Source organism: Acidithiobacillus sp., assembly GCF_023256195.1.
Classification (GTDB): Bacteria; Pseudomonadota; Gammaproteobacteria; order Acidithiobacillales; family Acidithiobacillaceae; genus Acidithiobacillus_A.
In genome coordinates, this window is the sequence record NZ_JAGDWX010000024.1 from 44,331 (window position 1) to 63,276 (window position 18,946).

The window sequence follows — 18,946 nt, forward strand, 5'->3', positions numbered from 1 at the left end:
GCAGGCAATGCAGGTCAACAGTGTAGAAGTGAGCAGCGGCAAAGAGATGCCGGTGGAACTGGCGGATGCCGTATTTGCCGTTCCTTACAACGAGGCGTTGCTGCATCAGGTGGTGGTGGCGCAGTTGGCAGGATTGCGCAGCGGTACAGCCGCCCAGAAGAACCGTGCCGCGGTGCGTGGCGGCGGACGCAAGCCCTGGAAGCAAAAGGGCAGTGGTCGAGCGCGGGCCGGAAGCATTCGCAGCCCGCTCTGGCGCGGCGGTGGACGGGCTTTCCCCGGTGTCACCCAGAACTACGCGCAGAAGGTCAACAAGAAGATGTGGGCCGGAGCCATGCGCACGGCGCTGGCGGAGCTGCTGCGGCAGGGGCGCCTGCAGATCGTCGTGGTTGAGGATTTTGCCGAGCCCCGCTCGCGCCTTGCCCGGGAGTGGTTGCGCAAGGCCGGTGGCAGCGATCTCCTGCTGGTGATGGATGAGGTGCCGGAAAACCTCTTTCTCGCGCTGCGCAATTTTCCACAGGTCGGCATCGCCGGTTGGCAAGATATCGGGCCAGCGGATCTCCTGCGCTACGGTCGGGTGCTGATGGATGCCCAAGCAGCTGAAAAATTCGGTGAGGTGTACGGATGAATCCGGATCGGAAATATCTGGTGCTGTTGGCACCGATCATCAGTGAAAAAAGCACTATGGTGCAGCAGAAGTCCAACCAATACGTCTTCCGTGTCGCCCGTGATGCCAAGAAGCTGGAAATAAAGGCGGCCGTGGAAGCCATGTTCCGAGTGGATGTGCTGTCCGTACAGACCTGCAATTACGCTGGCAAAGAAAAGCGCATGGGTCGCCACGTTGGACGTCGCCCCGCCTGGAAGAAGGCCTATGTGCGTCTGGCAGACGGCGCCAGTATCGACTTTGGCATTGCCTGAGGACTCAAGACATCATGGCTCTCGTAAAAACCAAACCGACCTCTGCAGGACGACGCTTCGTCATTCGCGTAGTGAATCCGGACCTGCACAAGGGCGCGCCCTACGCCCCCTTGGTGGAGCCGCAGAGCAAGTCCGGTGGGCGCAATCACTATGGACGGGTGACCCGTCGACATCAAGGTGGCGGTCACCGGCGGCACTACCGCGTGGTGGATTTTCGGCGCGACAAGCTGGAAATTCCGGCGCGGGTAGAACGGCTCGAATACGATCCCAACCGGAGCGCGCACATTGCGCTGCTGTGTTATGCCGATGGTGAGCGCCGCTACATTCTCGCTCCCAAAGGGCTCAAAGCCGGGGATACCGTGCTGTCTGGTAACGATACCCCCATCAAGGCGGGTAACTGCATGCAGTTGCGCAATATTCCCATCGGTTCCATGGTGCACAACGTGGAATTGCGCCCGGGTAAGGGTGGGCAGATCGCTCGCTCGGCGGGCGCCGGTGTCCAGCTCATGGCTCGGGAAGGGGACTACGCCCAACTGCGTTTGCGCTCTGGTGAAGTTCGGCGGATTCATGTATCCTGCCGCGCCACCATCGGTGAAGTCGGCAACGATGAGCACGGCTCGCGCCAGCTGGGCAAGGCCGGCGCGACGCGTTGGCGCGGAGTGCGTCCCACGGTGCGTGGTGTGGCCATGAACCCCGTAGATCATCCCCACGGTGGCGGTGAAGGACGTACTTCCGGTGGACGTCATCCCGTGTCTCCCTGGGGTCAGCCCACCAAGGGGTATCGGACTCGGAAAAACAAGCGGACGAGCAATATGATCGTTCGTCGTCGCAGCAAATAAGGCTAGAGGATTCGCCGTGCCACGTTCCGTCAAGAAAGGACCATTCATTGACCTGCACCTGGATCGCAAAGTTCAGGAGGCTCAGGCCAGCAACAGTCGTCGCCCCATCAAGACCTGGTCGCGGCGCTCTACCATCACCCCGGACTTCATCGGGCTGACCATCAGTGTTCACAACGGTCGCCAGCACATTCCCGTCGTCGTGAATGAGAACATGGTAGGCCACAAGTTGGGCGAGTTTGCACTGACCCGTACTTTCAAGGGTCACAGTGCAGACAAGAAAGCCAAACGCTAAGGGGACGAGAGAATGAGATCCAGCGCGGTACTCAAAGGATTGCAGATGTCGCCACAGAAGGCGCGACTGGTGGCCGACCTCGTGCGCGGACTACCTGTGGCCAAGGCTCTGGAGATCCTGCAATTCACCAACAAAAAGGCGGCTCTGCCCATTCGTAAGTGCCTCGAGTCGGCGGTGGCTAACGCAGAGAACAACGAAGGGGCAGACGTTGACGCCTTGGTTGTGGAGAGCATTCAGATCGATGGTGGTGCCGTGCTCAAACGTTTTGCGGCGCGAGCCAAAGGCCGAGGATCGCGGATTCTCAAACGCACCAGCCACATCACCATTGTCGTTGCTGAACACTGAGCGGGGATTTCATGGGACAGAAAACTAATCCAATCGGACTGCGTCTGGGAATCATTAAGAATTGGAATTCTCGCTGGTACAGCAAGGGCGATTTCAAGGACAAGCTCATCGAAGACATCCGTGTGCGCGAGTTCATCCGCAAGCGCCTCGGTGGCGCCGCCATTTCGCAGATCATTATCGAGCGTCCGGCGCGCAGTGCGCGGATCACCCTGCACACCGCCCGACCGGGCGTAGTCATCGGCAAGAAGGGTGAGGACATCGAGAAGTTGCGGCTGGACGTCCAACGGCAGATGGGCGTACCGGTTCACATCAATGTCGAAGAGATTCGCAAGCCGGAGTTGGACGCGCAGCTTGTGGCCGAAAGCGTGGCCCAGCAACTGGAGCGGCGCATCATGTTTCGCCGGGCCATGAAGCGGGCGGTCACCAACGCCATGCGCTTCGGCGCCAAGGGCATGCGGATCAATTGTGCGGGACGTTTGGGCGGCGCAGAAATTGCCCGCACGGAATGGTATCGGGAAGGGCGAGTCCCCTTGCACACCCTCCGCGCAGACATCGACTACGGTTTTGCCGAAGCCAAGACGACCTACGGTATCATCGGCGTGAAAGTGTGGATCTTCAAAGGCGAGATCCTGGAGTGGAGCACCGCCCAAGGCGGTAGCTCTCAGCAGAAGTGACGGGAGCAACCAGACATGCTGCAACCTAATCGCACCAAGTTCAGAAAACAGCACAAGGGCCGCAATCGCGGTATCGCTACCCGTGGCAACAAGGTCAGCTTCGGCGAGTATGGGCTCAAGGCGGTGACTCGCGGTCGGATCACGGCACGCCAGTTGGAGGCTGCTCGGCGGGCCATCAGCCGGCACGTCAAGCGCGGCGGCCGTATCTGGATTCGCATCTTCCCGGACAAGCCCATCAGCAAGAAACCGGCAGAAGTGCGTATGGGTAAGGGCAAGGGTAATCCGGAGTACTGGGTAGCGCTGATCCAGCCCGGCAAGGTGTTGTACGAGATGGAAGGGGTATCCGAGGAAGTGGCGCGGGAAGCTTTCTCTCTGGGTGCAGCAAAGCTGCCGGTACAGACCGTCTTTGTCAGTCGTCGGGTGATGGGATGAACCAGTCAGAATTGCACCAAATGAGTCTTGTGGAATGCCGGCAGCGCTTGGAACAGTTGCTCGAGGAGCAGTTCAAGCTGCGCATGCAGCACGGTACCGGGCAGCTGGGTAACACGGCGCGGCTGCGCAGTGTACGTCGCGATATTGCGCGGGTGCGGACCTTGATGACGGCGAAGGCGAGGAGTGAGGGATGAGTGAAGAAAAAAAGCCGCGCAGCTTGGTCGGCAAGGTCGTGAGCAATCGCATGGACAAGACCATCGTGGTTACGGTGGAACGCCGCGTCCAACACCCGCTGTACAAAAAATACATTCGGCGTAGCAAGAAATTTCACGCTCATGATGCGGAGAATCTCTGCCGCATCGGTGACACCGTTCGCATCGAAGAGTGTCGGCCCATGTCCAAGACCAAGACCTGGCGTTTGGTGAAGGTCATCAGCGAAGCCATCGAGGAAGGGGTGCAATCATGATCCAGATGCAGAGTCGTCTTTCGGTAGCCGACAACAGCGGAGCCAAAGAGGTCATGTGTATCAAGGTGCTCGGGGGCTCACACCGGCGCTACGCGGACATCGGTGACGTCATCAAGGTGAGCGTCAAGGACGCAGCACCGCGCGGCAAGGTCAAGAAGGGGGATGTGTACAATGCCCTCATCGTGCGTACGCGCAAGGGTGTGCGGCGTGAGGACGGCTCCGTCATCCGTTTCGACAGCAACTCCGCTGTGTTGCTGAACAATCAGATGCAGCCCATCGGCACGCGTATCTTCGGTCCCGTGACGCGTGAACTGCGCGGTGCGAACTTCATGAAGATCATTTCCCTGGCGCCGGAAGTGCTGTGAGGAATCGCTGATGAGCAAATTACGAAAAAATGATGAAGTCATCGTCCTGGCGGGCAAAGACAAGGGTAAGCGCGGCAAGATCCTGCGCGTTCTCCCCGATGAGTCGCGCGTCGTGGTGGAAAAGGTCAATATGATCAAGCGGCACACGCGTCCGGATCGGATGGGTAAGGCTGGGGGCATCGTCGAAAAGGAAGCGCCTATCCACATCTCCAATGTCGCCGTGGTGAACCCGGCCACCGGCAAGGCGGATCGAATCGGCCTACGGTTTCTGGAGGATGGTCGTAAGGTACGTTTTTTCAAGAGTAACGGCGAAGTAGTGCCGAGTCATTGATGGGAGCCGTCGATAACATGGAAGCGCGCTTGTACCAAGTTTACAAGACCACTATCGTACCGCGATTGATGCAAGAATTCGGCTTCAAGAGCGTGATGGAGGTCCCGCGCCTGCAGAAGATCACTCTGAACATGGGAGTGGGTGAGGCAGTGGGCGACAAAAAGGTTCTGGAAGCGGCTCTGGGCGATATGACCAAGATCGCCGGTCAAAAGCCGATTGTGACCAAGGCGCGCAAATCGGTGGCGGCGTTCAAGATCCGTGATGGTTACCCTATCGGCTGCATGGTGACCCTGCGGGGGGCGCGCATGTATGAATTCCTGGATCGCCTGGTCACGGTGGCGATCCCTCGTATCCGCGACTTTCGCGGGCTCTCTCCGCGCTCCTTCGACGGACGGGGTAATTACAGTATGGGCGTCAAAGAGCAGATCATCTTTCCCGAAATCGAGTACGACAAGATCGATCGTTTACGGGGCCTGGATGTCATCTTCACGACGACGGCCAAGAACGATGCCGAGGGCCTTGGGCTCTTGAAGGCTTTCAATATGCCTTTCCGGTCCTGAGGGAGTTAATCAGCCATGGCAAAAAAATCTCTGATCGCAAAGTCCGAACGTACACCGAAGTTTCAGGTGCGCGCGTACCACCGCTGTAAGTTGTGCGGTCGCTCGCGCGGTTACTATCGGAAGTTTGGGCTTTGTCGACTTTGTCTGCGTAAGCACGCATCCAGCGGGGCCATTCCTGGCGTCGTCAAGAGCAGTTGGTGAGGGTTGATTATGAGCATGACAGATCCTATTGCAGACATGTTGACCCGCATCCGCAACGCGCAGCAGGTGGGTAAGGCTTCCGTACAGGTGCCGGCATCCAAGTTGAAGCGCGCCATTGCCAGGGTGCTGTTGGACGAGGGTTATATCGCGGGCATCGCCGATGACGAGCTGGGCGGTCACCCGAGTCTTCGGCTCACTCTGAAATACTATGCTGGTGAGGGCGTGATCGCTGAGATTCGGCGGGTCAGTCGTCCCGGTGTGCGTATCTACCGGGGCGCTCAGGACTTGCCACGGGTACGGGATGGTCTTGGCATCGCCATTGTATCGACCTCTCAGGGCATCATGACGGATCGCGCGGCCCGTGCCGCCGGGATCGGTGGTGAAGTCCTCTGTGTCGTATCGTAAATCGGGGGGATCATGTCGCGCATAGCAAAATATCCGGTGCAGCTGCCCAAGGGGGTCGAGGTGACCGTGGGCACGGGCGAGGTCTCCGTCAAAGGCCCTAAGGGCCAGCTTTCCACCGCCATGGTGCCGGGGCTATCCCTGGTGGTGGATAATGGTACCGCTACCGTATCCTGGGACGCAGGCCAGAGTCATCATGCCGGTACCCTGCGGGCCCTGTTGAACAACATGGTGGTCGGAGTCTCCCAAGGATTCGAGCGCAAGCTGGAGATCATCGGGGTGGGTTACCGCGCGCAGGCCAAGGGCAAGACCCTGAGTCTCAGCCTGGGATTTTCCCATCCCGTGGAATACCCGGTGCCGGACGAAATCACCATCGAGACGCCGACGCAGACCGAAATCGTCATTCGCGGCGTGGACAAGCAAAAGGTCGGGCAAGTGGCGGCGGATATTCGCGGATATCGCCCGCCAGAACCCTACAAGGGCAAAGGCGTTCGCTATTCCGGCGAAAATGTCCGACGCAAAGAAGCCAAGAAGAAGTAGGAGCCTGAGATGAAAGACAAAAATATCGCTCGGTTGCGGCGAGCCCGGAAAACCCGGATCCGCATCGCCGGTCAGGGTAAACCCAGGCTGTGCGTGTTTCGCTCAGGTCGGCACATCTACGCTCAGATCATCGACGACGCCAAGGGCCGGGTACTGACGCAGGCCTCGAGCGTTGAGAAAGAGACGCGCAGCGTCCACGGTCTGGGTAATGACGTTGCGGCGGCGGCGGCCATAGGCGAACGGGTCGCCCAGAAGGCCTTGGCGATCGGTATCAAGGAAGTGGCTTTCGACCGTAGCGGCTACCGTTATCATGGCCGCGTCAAGGCGCTGGCGGAGGCCGCACGCGAGGGCGGCCTGTCTTTCTGAGGGAGAATTTCTAGATGGCAAGAGAAAACCGCGACAATCAGCAGTCGGCCGATGGGATGCAGGAAAAGCTCATTCATATCAACCGGGTATCGAAAGTCGTGAAAGGTGGCCGGCAGTTTGGTTTCGCGGCGTTGATGGTGGTCGGGGACGGCGACGGCAAGGTCGGCTTTGGGCGTGGCAAGGCCAAAGAGGTACCTGCCGGCATCCAGAAAGCGACGGAGCAAGCGCGGCGCTTTCTGACGCAGATCCCGCTGATGCGTGGAGGTACCATTCCACACCCCGTGGAAGGACGTCACGGGGCGGCACGGGTCATCCTGCGCCCAGCTCCTGAAGGTAGCGGCGTGATCGCCGGTGGCGCCATGCGCGCTGTCTGTGAGGCCGTTGGCCTTCGCAACGTGGTGGCCAAGTCCTTGGGGTCCAACAACCCCATCAACGTGGTGCGGGCGACCTTCAATGCCTTCGAAAAGCTGTCCAGTCCACAGGCGGTGGCCATGAAGCGTGGCAAATCGCTCAAAGATATTCGCGATGGGGGTCACGATGACTGATCGGGTGCGTATTACCCTGGTGCGGAGTTTGATCGGAATTACCAAGAAGCACCGGCAAACGGTACGAGGCATCGGTCTCCGACACACGGGCCACACCGTGGAAAGGGACGACACCCCGGAACTGCGCGGGATGTTGGCGAAGATCCCCTATCTCTTGCGCTGGGAGGTGCAGCGATGAAACTCAACACGATTAGCCCCGCCGAGGGCTCCAAGCAAGAGCGTCGTCGGGTTGGCCGCGGAATCGGCAGCGGCTTCGGCAAGACGGCCGGCCGGGGACACAAGGGTCAGCATGCCCGCTCCGGTGGTTATCACAAGGTCGGATTCGAGGGCGGCCAGATGCCCTTGCAGAGGCGTATCCCCAAGCGCGGTTTTCGCAATGCCATCGCACCGCGGGTCGCCGAGGTGCAACTTGGTTTGTTGGCCAGTGCGGCCATTGCGGGGGTGGTGGATCTTGAGGCTTTGCGGCTACGTCGGCTGGTGCGCGGCAAGCCGGCGGCGGTGAAGGTCATCCTTGGCGGTGAGCTCACGGAGGCTATCACCGTGAAAGGCCTGCGTGTGAGCGCTGGTGCACGTGCGGTCATCGAGCAGGCCGGCGGTACGGTGGAAGCCTGATGTCCGGCTTGCGGGCCATCGGCAATGCCGCCCAGGGCGCCGGGAAGATCACGGAGCTCCGTAACCGCATACTGTTCCTTTTGGGTGCCCTGCTCGTGTTCCGCATTGGTGCCCACATCCCGGTACCGGGAATCGACCCCGCTGCCATGGCGGCGTTCTTCAATCAGCAGCGTGGAACCATCCTCGGCATGTTCAACATGTTCTCGGGGGGTGCGCTTTCGCGCCTGACGGTATTCGCCCTGGGCATCATGCCTTACATCAGCGCGTCCATCATCTTCCAGCTGGCGGGCTCCGTCGTGCCGAAGATCGAAGAACTGAAGAAAGAGGGCGAGGCCGGGCGGCGCAAGATCACCGAATACACCCGCTATGCCACGGTAGTACTGTCGCTACTGCAAGGACTTGGTATCGCCGTGGCCATTGAAAAGATGCACGCCGGCAACCTTCCGGTAGTCATCGATCCTGGCATCGGCTTTCTCTTCACCACGACTATATCCTTGGCCGCTGGGACCGTCTTCCTCATGTGGATTGGGGAGCAGATCACCGAACGGGGTATCGGCAACGGTATTTCCATGATCATCTTTGCCGGTATCGTGGCGGGCCTCCCGGAGGCTATCGGCACCACCTTTGAACTGATGCGTACTGGCCAGTATCAACCCCTCTTCGTGCTCCTGCTCTTCATATTGGCGCTGGCGGTACTCGCGTTCGTCGTCTTCATGGAAAGCGCGCAGCGGCGCATTCCCATTCAATACGCCAAGCGGCAGGTGGGTAGGAAGATCTATGGTGGTCAGAGCACGCACATGCCGCTGAAGGTGAACATGTCCGGCGTGATTCCGCCCATCTTTGCGTCCAGCATCATCCTGTTGCCGGCCACCCTATCCGGGTGGTTCGCCAACGTCCCCGGGATGGAATGGTTGGCTCGCTTTGGGCAGGCGCTGAGTCCCGGTTCCACCCTCTACGTAGTGGTCTTTACCGTCGCCATCGTCTTTTTCGCCTTTTTCTATACGGCGATGGTGTTCAATCCCCGAGAGACGGCAGATAACCTGAAAAAATCGGGCGCCTTCGTGCCCGGGATTCGGCCCGGTGAACAGACCGCGAAGTACATGGATCGGGTCCTCAGTCGTCTGACACTCTGGGGGGCGATCTATCTGACCTTGGTCTGTCTGCTTCCGGAGTTTTTGATCGTCCATTACAACGTGCCTTTTTACTTTGGCGGTACCAGCTTGCTCATCGTCGTGGTAGTGATGATGGACCTCATGGCGCAGATCCAGAGCCACCTGCTCACGCACCAGTACGAGGGGCTGCTGCGGAAGAATCCCGCGGGCCCGCGTTGATGACGGAGCGGGGTCACATCATTTTTCTGGGCGCGCCGGGAGTGGGTAAGGGCACCCAGGCCAAGCTGCTATCTCGCAGACTGGGCTTGCCTCATGTGTCCACCGGTGATATGCTCCGCGCCTCTGTTCTTGCCGGTACCGAGATGGGCCGTCGCGCCAAGGCCGTCATGGACAGTGGCGCCTTGGTCGGCGATGACATCATTCTGGGTATCGTGCGCGAGCGCTTGGCAGAGAGCGATGCGAGCTCCGGTGTCCTGTTCGACGGTTTTCCGCGGACATTGGCACAGGCCAAGGCTCTGGACGCGATGCTGGCGGAGTCGCCGCTGGGTATTCGTGCCGTACTGCATCTTGTCCTGGCGGACGAAGAGATCGTGGAGCGTCTGTCGGGCAGGCGCGTCTGCGCGCAGTGTGGGGCCATATACCACGTGCGTTTTCAGCCACCGAAGCAAGAGGGTGTCTGCGATCGCTGTGGCGGTGCTCTGTTGCAGCGGGATGACGATCGGCCCGAGGTGATTCGGCATCGCTTGGAAGTGTATCGTCGGGATACGGAGCCGCTTATCGCCTACTACGCGGACCGTCCCGGATATCGGGAGATTTCGGCAGAAGGTGATACCGAAACGGTGTCGAAGCGTATACTTGAGGAGGTAGGCGAAGCGCATGGCTAAGGAAGATACCCTGGAAATGCAGGGAGAGGTCATCGAGAATCTGCCCAGCGCCACCTTCAAGGTGCGGCTCGAGAATGGTTTTATTGTGAATGCACACATATCGGGGAAGATGCGGATGCACTACATCCGCATCCTTCCCGGGGACAAAGTGACGGTGGAGATGACGCCCTACGACCTCAGTAAGGGCCGAATCATTTATCGCGCCAAGTGAGGGCGCTTCGTAGGGGGTTGAGATGAAGGTTCGCGCATCGGTTAAGAAGCTGTGTCGCAATTGCAAGATCATTCGCCGCAATGGCGTGGTGCGCGTGATTTGCGTCGAGCCGCGGCACAAGCAGCGTCAGGGTTGATGAGTTTGAAGTCACGTAAAGCTGTAGAGCCTTTGGAGGAGTAGCGGATGGCCCGCATTGCTGGTGTCAACATTCCCAATAATAAGCAGATAGAGACGGCGCTGACCTATATCTACGGTATCGGCCCCTCGCGATCCAAGCAGATTCTGGCGGCAGCCGAGGTTCCCTCCGATATTCGTGTGAAGGATATCAGCGAGGCGGAATTGGAGCGTATCCGCACGGAAGTGGGCAAGTTTCTGGTGGAAGGCGATCTGCGCCGTGAAGTCACCATGAACATCAAGCGCCTGATGGATCTGGGCTGCTATCGCGGGATCCGTCATCGCCGCGGTCTTCCGGTTCACGGGCAGAGGACGAAGACCAATGCGCGCACGCGCAAGGGTCCGGCCAAGGCCATCACTCGCTGATTCTGAAGGGTTATTCTTATGGCTAAGACGCAAAGCAGCAATCTTCGGGTGCGCAAGAAGGTCAAGAAAAACGTCGTCGATGGCGTGGCGCATATCTATGCCTCCTTCAACAACACCATCATCACCATCAGTGACCGTCAGGGTAATGCTCTGGCATGGGCAAGTTCGGGCGGGTCGGGATTCCGTGGTTCGCGCAAGAGCACGCCCTTCGCCGCCCAGGTTGCGGCAGAAAATGCCGGGCGCAAGGCTCAGGAATACGGCGTCAAGAATCTGGATGTGGAAGTGCGCGGTCCTGGGCCCGGCCGGGAGAGTACCGTGCGTGCCCTCCACTCTGTGGGTTTTCGCATCACCAGTATCCGTGACGTGACACCTATCCCTCACAACGGTTGCCGTCCGCCCAAAAAACGGCGCGTTTAATTTCTGCTGGAGGTAGTCTGTGGCTAAATATACGGGACCCAGTTGCCGGCTTTGCCGACGTGAGGGTGGAAAGCTCTTTCTCAAGGGTGAGAAGTGTTTTTCCGATAAATGTCCGGTGAGCATCAAGGCCTATGCGCCGGGACAGCACGGTCAGCGGCGCGGGCGCGTGAGCGAGTACGGCACCCAGTTGCGGGAAAAGCAGAAGATTCGCCGCATCTATGGGGTGTTGGAAGGTCAGTTCCGCCGCTACTTCGAACGTGCCAGCCAGACGCGGGGAGTGACCGGCGAACTGTTGCTGCGCTTTTTGGAGCTGCGCTTGGACAATGTGGCCTATCGGCTGGGCTACGGTTCGTCGCGAGCTGAGGCCCGGCAGGTGGTGCGTCATGGGCACGTGACCGTCAACGGTCGGCGTGTCGACATCCCTTCCTACCAGCTTCGTGCGGGCGATGTCGTGGCTGTCGCCGAGTCGGCCCGGCAGCACGCGCGCATTCAGGCGGCGGTAGAGGCGGCTGCGGCTCGCGGTTTCCCGGAGTGGTTGAGTGTGGATAGTGCCAATTTTCAGGCGACGGTCAAGGCAGTGCCCGTGCGTGAGGATATGGCTCCGGATTTGAACGAACAGGTGGTGGTGGAGCTCTACTCCAAGTAACCCCTGTATTGAGGACTGACTATGTCGGAAATATCGGATCTGTTGCGTCCAGAGCATTACGATCTCGAAGTGGTGTCGCCGCGGCGTGCACGGATTTCTTTGGGTCCGTTGGAGCGGGGTTTCGGGCACACTCTGGGCAATGCTCTGCGGCGCGTGCTGCTGTCCTCGCTGAAGGGCGCGGCGGTGACCGAGGTGGAGATCGAGGGAGTTCTGCACGAATATTCCAGCATCGAAGGCGTGCAGGAAGACGTCGTCGATATCCTCCTCAATCTCAAACAATTGGCGGTGCGCGCGCAGGGTCGTAATGAGGTCATGGTGACACTGCGCAAGCGCGGTCCAGGGGTGGTGACCGGTGCGGACATCATTGCCGAGCACGGTATCGAGGTCGCAAATCCGGAGCAGGTGATCGCGACGTTGACCCGCGATGTCGAGCTGGTCATGCATTTGCGTTTTGATACGGGCCGAGGCTATGAGCCGGCAGCGACCCGCCGGCAGAGCCATGAGAAGCGGATCGGCGTACTGGCGTTGGATGCCAGCTACAGTCCGGTACATCGCGTCAGTTTTCAGGTGGAAAGTGCCCGCGTCGAGCAACGTACGGATCTCGACCGCTTGGTGCTGGACGTGGAGACCAATGGCGTGGTGGAACCGCTGTGGGCCGTTCAAGAGGCCGCACGTATCTTGCGTCAGCAGCTTGCGGTTTTTGGCGGGGCAGAATTGCCAGCAGAGCGGGAATCGCAGCCGGCGCCGGTGCGGGAAGATCTGCTGCCCTTGCTGTCGCGCCCGGTGGACGATTTGGAGTTGACCGTTCGTTCGGCCAATTGCCTGAAAGCGGAAGATATCTTCTACATTGGCGATCTGGTCCAGAAAACCGAACAGGAGCTGCTCAAGGCCCCCAATCTGGGCCGCAAGTCGCTCACGGAAATCAAGGAAGTTCTGGACAAGAACGGCCTGTCTCTGGGAATGCGTATCGAGAACTGGCCGCCGGATAACCTGCCGGCCGTGCCGGGGCGCACGGCGGTGGATGTCGGTCGGGGCGGCTAGGAGCAATCGTTCCCTTTAAGCTTAGGGTGGGAGAGAGAGGATCATGCGGCACGGTAACAGTGGTAAGAAACTCAACAGGAACAGCAGCCATCGTAAGGCGATGTTCGCAAATATGATGGTCTCGCTCTTTCAGCATGAGCGGATCGTGACGACCTTGCCGAAGGCCAAGGAGCTGCGGCGCTTTGCCGAGCCCATGATCACCCTGGCGAAGGAAGCCACGGTGGCGCGCCGTCGTCTGGCCTTTGCCCGGCTCCGGGATCGGTCGGCGGTGGTCAAACTCTTTGACGAGTTGGGCCCGCACTACCGCAGTCGGCCCGGCGGGTACCTGCGCATCGTCAAGAACGGTTTTCGTGCCGGCGACAATGCCCCCATGGCGATTGTCGAGTTGGTCGATCGGGAAGGGGCGCGGGCACAGGAAGAGACGGCGGCCTAAGGGTACGGGTCGGGCGCTCTCGCTCTGTCGGTAGAGAGAGGGGCGGCTAGCGGGGATACCGCCTCCTAAGAGCCTGAGATCAAAAAAACCAGCACAGTGAAACGGCCTTCGGGCCGTTTCTTTTTGGTAAAGTGTCGCGTATCAGGGGACGGATCCCTGACCCAGGTGGCGCGCGAGGTAACGACCGGTGTGCGAGGCGGCGTTCTGAGCGATGCTTTCCGGGGTACCCTCGGCAACGATCCGTCCGCCCCCATTGCCCCCCTCCGGGCCCAGATCGACAATCCAGTCGGCGGTTTTGATGACATCCAGGTTGTGCTCTATGACGACTACGGTATTGCCGGCATCCACGAGTTTCTGGAGTACGTCCAAGAGCTGTGCGATGTCGTGGAAGTGTAGGCCTGTGGTGGGTTCGTCCAGAAGGTAGAGGGTGCGTCCGGTGTCGCGGCGGGAGAGCTCCTTGGCGAGTTTGACGCGCTGCGCCTCACCGCCCGATAGGGTGGTTGCGGACTGGCCCAGGCGCAGATAACCGAGACCGACGTCCAAGAGGGTCTGAAGCTTGCGCGCCACGGCGGGGACGGGATCGAAAAAGCTGCGGGCCTCTTCTATGGTCATCTGCAGGACGTCGTGGATGCTCTTGCCCTTGTAATGGACGTCCAGGGTCTCGCGTTTGTAGCGTTTGCCGCCACAGACGTCGCAGTCGACGTAGATGTCCGGGAGAAAGTGCATTTCGACGCGGATCACGCCATCCCCCTCGCAGGCCTCGCAGCGGCCACCCTTGACGTTGAAGCTGAAGCGGCCTGGTCCGTAGCCGCGGGCACGGGCTTCGGCCGTGGCGGCAAAAAGCTCGCGGATGGGAGTGAAAAGGCCGGTGTAGGTAGCGGGATTGCTGCGGGGCGTGCGGCCGATGGGACTCTGGTCGATGGCAATGATCTTGTCGAGGTGCGCGAGCCCTTCGAGGCTGTCGTGGGGCGCGGGCGTGGCGCTGCTGCCCATGAGCGCGCGGGCGCAGACGGGGTAGAGCGTATCGTTGATGAGGGTGGATTTGCCCGAACCGCTCACCCCGGTAATGCAGGTCAGCAGACCCAGCGGCAAGCGCAACTCCACGTCTTGCAGGTTGTTGCCGCGCGCGCCCTTGAGTACCAGCTGCTGTTCGGATCGTGGCGGGCGGCGGCGTGCGGGTATGGCGATGCACAGCTCGCCCGATAGATAGCGTCCCGTAAGGGAGTGGGGATTCTGACGAATCGCTTCGGGATGCCCCTGGGCCACTACTTCGCCCCCGTGCAGGCCGGCGGCCGGGCCCATATCCACCACGTAATCGGCGGCGCGGATGGCATCTTCGTCGTGCTCCACGACGATCACGGTATTGCCCAGATCGCGTAGGTGCTTGAGGGTACCGAGGAGGCGGTCGTTGTCGCGCTGGTGCAGCCCGATGGAAGGTTCATCCAGTACGTACATCACGCCCACCAGACCTGCGCCAATCTGCGACGCCAGACGGATGCGCTGCGACTCGCCGCCCGAAAGGGTTTCTGCCGAGCGATCCAGACTCAGATAATTGAGGCCGACATCCACCAGAAAGCGCAGGCGACTGGTGATCTCCTTGAGAATGCGCTCGGCGATGACAGCGTCCTTACCCTCCAGGGCAAGGGTGTCGAAATAGCTGTGCGCTTCGGCGATGGACAGCGCGGAGGCTTCGTGGATGGCCAGCTGTCCTACGCGCACCATGCGAGCCTCCTCCCGCAGGCGACTGCCGTGACAGACGGGACAGCGCAGGCGCCCCATGTAGCGCAGTATTTCCTCACGGATGAGGCTGGACTGCGTCTCCCGCAAACGACGCTCGAGGCTGGGGATGATGCCCTCAAAACGCTGCGGCGTCGTCTTGCGCCCTTGGCGCATGGGAATGGGCTCCTTGCTGCCGTGCAGGAGAATGTTCTGCACGGATTCCGGCAGTTCTTGCCAGGGGGTGTAGAGGGAAAAACCCAGATGCTCGGCCAGGGCGATGAGGATGGGCGTGTAGTGCTCCTGGTGGCGGCGGTTCCAGGGCACGATGGCGCCGTCGGCAAGGCTCAGGGCAGGGTTGGGGATCAGCAGCTGCGGGTCAAAGAAGGTGACTTCCCCAAGACCATCGCAGCGCGGGCAGGCGCCGGCGGGATTGTTGAAGGAGAACAAGCGTGGTTCCAGGGGCGGAAAAGAGCGTCCGCACTGGGGACAGGCGTGCTGGGCCGAGAAGAGCCGCTCTTCTTCCAGGTCCGGTCCCATCAGGACGACAATGGCCTGATCCTCCGCCAGGCGCAGCGCCGTCTCCAGGGATTCCGCCAGGCGGGTGGCTGAGTCCGCGCGCAGGACCAGGCGGTCGACCACGGCCTCGATGCGATGCTTGCGCTTGGGGTCCAGGGGAGGAATGGCGTCCAGCTCCAGCAACTGACCATCCACCCGTGCGCGGATCAGCCCGCGCGCCCGCAGTCCGGCGATGAGCTCCTCATGACTGCCTTTGCGATCCCGCAGCACCGGTGCCAGGATCATGAGGCGCTGGCCCTCGGGCAAGGCCGTGAGACTATCTACCATCTGGGCGATGCTCTGGCTCTGGATGGGCGCCCCGCAGCACCAAGGCGTGCCCACGCGGGCGTAGAGCAGGCGCAGATAATCGTGGATTTCCGTGACCGTGCCGACGGTGGAGCGGGGGTTGTGGGAGGTGGCTTTCTGCTCGATGGCGATGGCGGGCGACAGACCCTCGATGGCATCCACATCCGGCTTGCCCATGAGGGATAGAAACTGCCGCGCGTAGGCCGACAGGCTCTCGACGTAGCGCCGCTGGCCCTCGGCGTAGAGGGTGTCGAAGGCAAGGGAAGACTTGCCCGAGCCCGACAACCCCGTGATGACGACCAGACGATCTCGCGGTAGAGTGAGGCTGATATTCTTGAGGTTGTGGGTGCGGGCGCCGCGGATGTGGATGTGGTCCATATTCGTCTTGGCTTTGGCCTTGGAGAGAATGGGTTAGTATAGAGTTTTTCGGGGCGTTCGTCCCTGGCACAAGGAGGAAAATATGGCGGGAGTGAATCGGGTCATCTTGTTGGGACACTTGGGTCGGGATCCGGAGATGCGCTATCAGCCCAGCGGCGGCGCCATTGCCACCCTGAATCTGGCCACCTCGGAAACTTTCAAGGACCGGGAGGGCAACCGGCAGGAGCGTACCGAATGGCACCGGGTGGTTTTTTTTGGGCGTCCCGCAGAGATCGCCGGGGAATACCTGCGCAAGGGCAGCATGGCCTACGTCGAAGGCCGGCTGCAGACGCGCAAGTGGACCGATAAAGAGGGCCAGGAGCGCTATACCACCGAGATCGTTGGCGACCGTCTGCAACTGGTCGGTGGGCGCAGCGGCGGCAGCGCCAGTCTCGATGACGATGGACCGCGCAGCAGCGCGAGCCCCAGTGCCAGCTCGGCGCGCAGCAACCGCGAGATGCCGCCGGCCCCGCAGGAAGACTTTGACGACGATATTCCCTTCTGACCCGAGGACTTCCCAGGGAGGGTCTGCGGAAAATCCCGATGCCCTGGGCCAAGACCCCCCCAGGGCTCCCCGCATCCTCGCCACGTAAGGGCGGGGTTCAGTGACCCAGAATTCCCACCAAGAATCTTCCGCGGCAAGGCGCACCCTAAGGCGCTGGAGCCCGAAAAGCGAAGCAAACGATGGCACAGAACGGTACGGGTAAACAGGCAGGCACCCTCGGCTTCGAGGCCGAGCTTTTCAAGGCCGCCGACAAACTGCGCGGCAACATGGAGCCTTCCGACTACAAGCACGTCGCGCTGGGCTTGATCTTCTTGAAGTATATCTCCGACGCCTTCGAGGCCAAGTACCAAGCACTGCTGGCCGAAGACGCCCAGGCCGCCGAGGACAAGGACGAATACCTCGCCGACAACGTGTTCTGGGTGCCCAAAGAGGCGCGCTGGTCGCACCTACAAGCCAACGCCAAGCGGCCCGAGATCGGCACCTTGATCGACGAGGCCATGCGCGCCATCGAGAAGGACAACGAGTCGCTCAAGGGCGTGCTGCCCAAGGACTACGCCCGCCCCGCGCTCAACAAGGTGATGCTGGGTGAGCTGATCGACCTCATCTCCGGCATTGCGCTGGGCGAAGAGGGCAGCCGTTCTAAAGACATCCTCGGCCGCGTGTACGAATATTTCCTCGGCCAGTTCGCCGGGGCCGAAGGCAAGCGCGGCGGCGAGTTCTACACCCCGCGCTCGGTGGTGCGCGTCTTGGTGGAAATGCTCGAACCCTACTCAGGCCGCGTTTACGACCCCTGCTGCGGCTCGGGCGGCATGTTCGTGCAGAGCGAAAAGTTCGTTCGGGAGCACGGCGGGCGCATCGGCGACATCGCGATTTACGGGCAGGAGAGCAACTACACCACCTGGCGGCTGTGCAAGATGAACCTCGCGGTGCGCGGCATCGATGCCGACATCCGCTGGAACAACGAGGGCAGCTTCCACAAAGACGAGCTGCGCGACCTGAAATTCGACACCATCCTCGCCAATCCACCCTTCAACATTTCCGACTGGGGCGGTGAGCGCCTGCGCGAGGACGTGCGCTGGAAATTCGGCGTGCCGCCCGTGGGCAACGCCAACTACGCCTGGCTGCAGCACATCTACCACCACCTCGCGCCCAACGGCACCGCCGGCGTGGTGCTGGCCAACGGCTCGATGAGCTCCAACCAGAGCGGCGAAGGCGAGATTCGCAAGGCGATGCTGGATGCCGACGTCGTGGACTGCATGGTGGCGCTGCCCGGGCAGCTCTTCTACTCCACGCAGATTCCCGCCTGCCTGTGGTTTTTGGCCCGCAACAAAAACCCTGGCAAGGGCTGGCGCGACCGGCGCGGGCAGGTGCTGTTCATCGACGCGCGCAAGCTGGGCGTGCTGGTGGACCGCACCCGGCGCGAACTCACGGACGAAGAGATCAAGAAAATTGCCGATACCTACCACGCCTGGCGCGGTGAACAAGGCGCAGGGGAGTACGCCGATGTGGCGGGCTTCTGCAAGTCGGCTTCGATTGAGGAGATCCGCAAGCACGGTTACGTGCTGACACCGGGGCGCTACGTCGGCGCGGCGCAGCAGGAGGACGACGGAGAGCCTTTCGAGGAAAAAATGGCGCGGCTCTCCAGCCAGTGGCGCGCGCAGCGTGAGGAAGCCGGCAGGCTCGATGCGGCGATCGAGGCAAACCTGAAGGAGCTTGGGTACGAATGAGCTACGTTTACGCCGATCAGATTGCAGATTTCTTGCCTGATGGATGGTCGATCCGTCCGTTCGAGGAGATGGTGTTCTTCCAGGAAGGTCCCGGTATCCGCAATTGGCAGTACGTGCCCAAAGGCATACCGTTCGTAAATATTCGATGCCTTGTTGACGGTCGCTTGGATCGTTCAGCGATGAGCCATATCTCTGAGGAGGAAGCGCTTGGCAAGTACAAGCACTTCCTGCTTGATCCTAAAGACTACGTAGTCTCCAGCTCTGGAACGCTTGGACGAATTGCCACCGTAGAAAATTCTGATTTGCCCTGCATGCTCAACACAAGCGTCATACGCATGCGGCCAAGAGGGGCCGACCTTGACAGGCGCTTCCTAAAGTACTTTCTGATATCGCATTACTACCAATCGCAGATACTTTCATTTGCGACGGGCAGCGCTCAGCTTAACTACGGCCCGATGCACTTGCGGCAAATGTTTATTGTTACACCCCCCCTCCCCGAACAACGCGCCATCGCCCACATCCTCGGCACGCTGGACGACAAAATCGAG

32 protein-coding genes are annotated in these 18,946 nt (G+C 60.7%); 31 read left to right on the top strand and 1 reads right to left on the bottom strand.

What is annotated here, in order from left to right:
* The first annotated feature begins 7 nt into the window (after positions 1-7).
* The 28 genes from rplD to rplQ are packed head-to-tail and all read left to right on the top strand — an operon-like array spanning position 8 to position 13,169.
* A complete protein-coding gene (gene rplD, locus Q0C23_RS06270) occupies positions 8-625 on the top strand; it encodes a 50S ribosomal protein L4 (protein ID WP_291511520.1) in 618 nt (205 codons plus the stop codon).
* On the top strand, positions 622-915 hold the full coding sequence (gene rplW / locus Q0C23_RS06275) for a 50S ribosomal protein L23 (RefSeq protein WP_291511521.1): 294 nt from the start codon (positions 622-624) through the stop codon (positions 913-915). The genes rplD and rplW overlap by 4 nt, the downstream gene beginning before the upstream one ends.
* Before the next feature lie 14 nt (positions 916-929).
* Entirely contained in the window at positions 930-1,754 is an 825-nt protein-coding gene (gene rplB, locus Q0C23_RS06280; protein WP_291511522.1) for a 50S ribosomal protein L2, read from the top strand.
* Positions 1,755-1,770: 16 nt separating this feature from the next.
* Positions 1,771-2,046: a 30S ribosomal protein S19 gene (gene rpsS, locus Q0C23_RS06285; RefSeq protein WP_291511523.1), complete on the top strand. Its 276-nt coding sequence runs from the start codon at positions 1,771-1,773 to the stop codon at positions 2,044-2,046.
* Between the two features lie 12 nt (positions 2,047-2,058).
* Positions 2,059-2,391, top strand: coding sequence for a 50S ribosomal protein L22 (rplV, locus tag Q0C23_RS06290; protein WP_291511524.1), 333 nt, complete (start codon positions 2,059-2,061; stop codon positions 2,389-2,391).
* A gap of 11 nt (positions 2,392-2,402) precedes the next feature.
* The gene (rpsC, locus tag Q0C23_RS06295; protein WP_291511525.1) at positions 2,403-3,065 is read left to right on the top strand and encodes a 30S ribosomal protein S3; all 663 of its coding nucleotides are present in this window, start codon (positions 2,403-2,405) and stop codon (positions 3,063-3,065) included.
* A gap of 15 nt (positions 3,066-3,080) precedes the next feature.
* The gene (gene rplP, locus Q0C23_RS06300) at positions 3,081-3,497 is read left to right on the top strand and encodes a 50S ribosomal protein L16 (RefSeq protein WP_004870737.1); all 417 of its coding nucleotides are present in this window, start codon (positions 3,081-3,083) and stop codon (positions 3,495-3,497) included.
* Positions 3,494-3,691, top strand: a complete 198-nt coding sequence (gene rpmC, locus Q0C23_RS06305) for a 50S ribosomal protein L29 (protein ID WP_291511526.1) — start codon at positions 3,494-3,496, stop codon at positions 3,689-3,691. Before rplP ends, rpmC begins: the two co-directional genes overlap by 4 nt.
* Entirely contained in the window at positions 3,688-3,963 is a 276-nt protein-coding gene (gene rpsQ, locus Q0C23_RS06310) for a 30S ribosomal protein S17 (RefSeq protein WP_291511527.1), read from the top strand. Before rpmC ends, rpsQ begins: the two co-directional genes overlap by 4 nt.
* Complete coding sequence (gene rplN, locus Q0C23_RS06315; RefSeq protein WP_004870742.1) at positions 3,960-4,328, top strand: 50S ribosomal protein L14; 369 nt, start codon at positions 3,960-3,962, stop codon at positions 4,326-4,328. Before rpsQ ends, rplN begins: the two co-directional genes overlap by 4 nt.
* Positions 4,329-4,335: 7 nt before the next feature.
* Entirely contained in the window at positions 4,336-4,659 is a 324-nt protein-coding gene (gene rplX / locus Q0C23_RS06320; RefSeq protein WP_291511548.1) for a 50S ribosomal protein L24, read from the top strand.
* Between the two features lie 17 nt (positions 4,660-4,676).
* The gene (rplE, locus tag Q0C23_RS06325) at positions 4,677-5,219 is read left to right on the top strand and encodes a 50S ribosomal protein L5 (protein ID WP_291511528.1); all 543 of its coding nucleotides are present in this window, start codon (positions 4,677-4,679) and stop codon (positions 5,217-5,219) included.
* 15 nt (positions 5,220-5,234) lie between these two features.
* Entirely contained in the window at positions 5,235-5,420 is a 186-nt protein-coding gene (locus tag Q0C23_RS06330; protein WP_291511529.1) for a type Z 30S ribosomal protein S14, read from the top strand.
* Positions 5,421-5,429: 9 nt separating this feature from the next.
* Positions 5,430-5,825 (top strand): 30S ribosomal protein S8, encoded by a 396-nt coding sequence (gene rpsH, locus Q0C23_RS06335; RefSeq protein ID WP_291511530.1) that lies wholly within the window; start codon positions 5,430-5,432, stop codon positions 5,823-5,825.
* A gap of 12 nt (positions 5,826-5,837) precedes the next feature.
* Complete coding sequence (gene rplF / locus Q0C23_RS06340; RefSeq protein WP_291511531.1) at positions 5,838-6,362, top strand: 50S ribosomal protein L6; 525 nt, start codon at positions 5,838-5,840, stop codon at positions 6,360-6,362.
* 9 nt (positions 6,363-6,371) lie between these two features.
* The gene (gene rplR / locus Q0C23_RS06345) at positions 6,372-6,728 is read left to right on the top strand and encodes a 50S ribosomal protein L18 (protein ID WP_291511532.1); all 357 of its coding nucleotides are present in this window, start codon (positions 6,372-6,374) and stop codon (positions 6,726-6,728) included.
* A 14-nt stretch (positions 6,729-6,742) separates the two neighbouring features.
* Positions 6,743-7,273, top strand: coding sequence for a 30S ribosomal protein S5 (gene rpsE / locus Q0C23_RS06350; RefSeq protein ID WP_291511533.1), 531 nt, complete (start codon positions 6,743-6,745; stop codon positions 7,271-7,273).
* Entirely contained in the window at positions 7,266-7,451 is a 186-nt protein-coding gene (gene rpmD / locus Q0C23_RS06355) for a 50S ribosomal protein L30 (protein WP_291511534.1), read from the top strand. The genes rpsE and rpmD overlap by 8 nt, the downstream gene beginning before the upstream one ends.
* Positions 7,448-7,885, top strand: coding sequence for a 50S ribosomal protein L15 (gene rplO / locus Q0C23_RS06360; RefSeq protein WP_291511535.1), 438 nt, complete (start codon positions 7,448-7,450; stop codon positions 7,883-7,885). The genes rpmD and rplO overlap by 4 nt, the downstream gene beginning before the upstream one ends.
* Positions 7,885-9,216 carry a preprotein translocase subunit SecY gene (gene secY, locus Q0C23_RS06365; RefSeq protein ID WP_291511536.1) on the top strand — a complete coding sequence of 444 codons (1,332 nt, stop codon included), beginning with the start codon at positions 7,885-7,887 and terminating at the stop codon, positions 9,214-9,216. Before rplO ends, secY begins: the two co-directional genes overlap by 1 nt.
* Complete coding sequence (locus Q0C23_RS06370; protein WP_291511537.1) at positions 9,216-9,881, top strand: adenylate kinase; 666 nt, start codon at positions 9,216-9,218, stop codon at positions 9,879-9,881. The genes secY and Q0C23_RS06370 overlap by 1 nt, the downstream gene beginning before the upstream one ends.
* Entirely contained in the window at positions 9,874-10,092 is a 219-nt protein-coding gene (gene infA / locus Q0C23_RS06375) for a translation initiation factor IF-1 (RefSeq protein ID WP_004870768.1), read from the top strand. The genes Q0C23_RS06370 and infA overlap by 8 nt, the downstream gene beginning before the upstream one ends.
* Positions 10,093-10,114: 22 nt before the next feature.
* On the top strand, positions 10,115-10,228 hold the full coding sequence (gene rpmJ, locus Q0C23_RS06380) for a 50S ribosomal protein L36 (RefSeq protein ID WP_004870771.1): 114 nt from the start codon (positions 10,115-10,117) through the stop codon (positions 10,226-10,228).
* 47 nt (positions 10,229-10,275) lie between these two features.
* Positions 10,276-10,632 (top strand): 30S ribosomal protein S13, encoded by a 357-nt coding sequence (gene rpsM / locus Q0C23_RS06385; RefSeq protein WP_291511538.1) that lies wholly within the window; start codon positions 10,276-10,278, stop codon positions 10,630-10,632.
* An 18-nt stretch (positions 10,633-10,650) separates the two neighbouring features.
* A complete protein-coding gene (gene rpsK, locus Q0C23_RS06390) occupies positions 10,651-11,049 on the top strand; it encodes a 30S ribosomal protein S11 (RefSeq protein WP_291511539.1) in 399 nt (132 codons plus the stop codon).
* A gap of 19 nt (positions 11,050-11,068) precedes the next feature.
* Entirely contained in the window at positions 11,069-11,695 is a 627-nt protein-coding gene (gene rpsD / locus Q0C23_RS06395; protein ID WP_291511540.1) for a 30S ribosomal protein S4, read from the top strand.
* A 21-nt stretch (positions 11,696-11,716) separates the two neighbouring features.
* Positions 11,717-12,736 carry a DNA-directed RNA polymerase subunit alpha gene (gene rpoA, locus Q0C23_RS06400; protein ID WP_291511541.1) on the top strand — a complete coding sequence of 340 codons (1,020 nt, stop codon included), beginning with the start codon at positions 11,717-11,719 and terminating at the stop codon, positions 12,734-12,736.
* A 43-nt stretch (positions 12,737-12,779) separates the two neighbouring features.
* Entirely contained in the window at positions 12,780-13,169 is a 390-nt protein-coding gene (rplQ, locus tag Q0C23_RS06405; RefSeq protein ID WP_291511542.1) for a 50S ribosomal protein L17, read from the top strand.
* A gap of 141 nt (positions 13,170-13,310) precedes the next feature.
* Here the strand turns inward: rplQ and uvrA are convergent, their stop codons facing one another.
* Complete coding sequence (gene uvrA, locus Q0C23_RS06410; RefSeq protein ID WP_291511543.1) at positions 13,311-16,127, bottom strand: excinuclease ABC subunit UvrA; 2,817 nt, start codon at positions 16,125-16,127, stop codon at positions 13,311-13,313.
* 82 nt (positions 16,128-16,209) lie between these two features.
* Between uvrA and Q0C23_RS06415 the strand changes: the two genes are divergently transcribed.
* From Q0C23_RS06415 to Q0C23_RS06425, 3 genes are all read left to right on the top strand, one after another.
* Positions 16,210-16,671: a single-stranded DNA-binding protein gene (locus tag Q0C23_RS06415; protein WP_291511544.1), complete on the top strand. Its 462-nt coding sequence runs from the start codon at positions 16,210-16,212 to the stop codon at positions 16,669-16,671.
* Positions 16,672-16,850: 179 nt separating this feature from the next.
* On the top strand, positions 16,851-18,398 hold the full coding sequence (locus Q0C23_RS06420; RefSeq protein WP_291511545.1) for a class I SAM-dependent DNA methyltransferase: 1,548 nt from the start codon (positions 16,851-16,853) through the stop codon (positions 18,396-18,398).
* Positions 18,395-18,946, top strand: a 552-nt coding sequence (locus Q0C23_RS06425; RefSeq protein ID WP_291511546.1) for a restriction endonuclease subunit S, incomplete at its 3' end; no start/stop codon positions are given. The genes Q0C23_RS06420 and Q0C23_RS06425, both read left to right, overlap by 4 nt.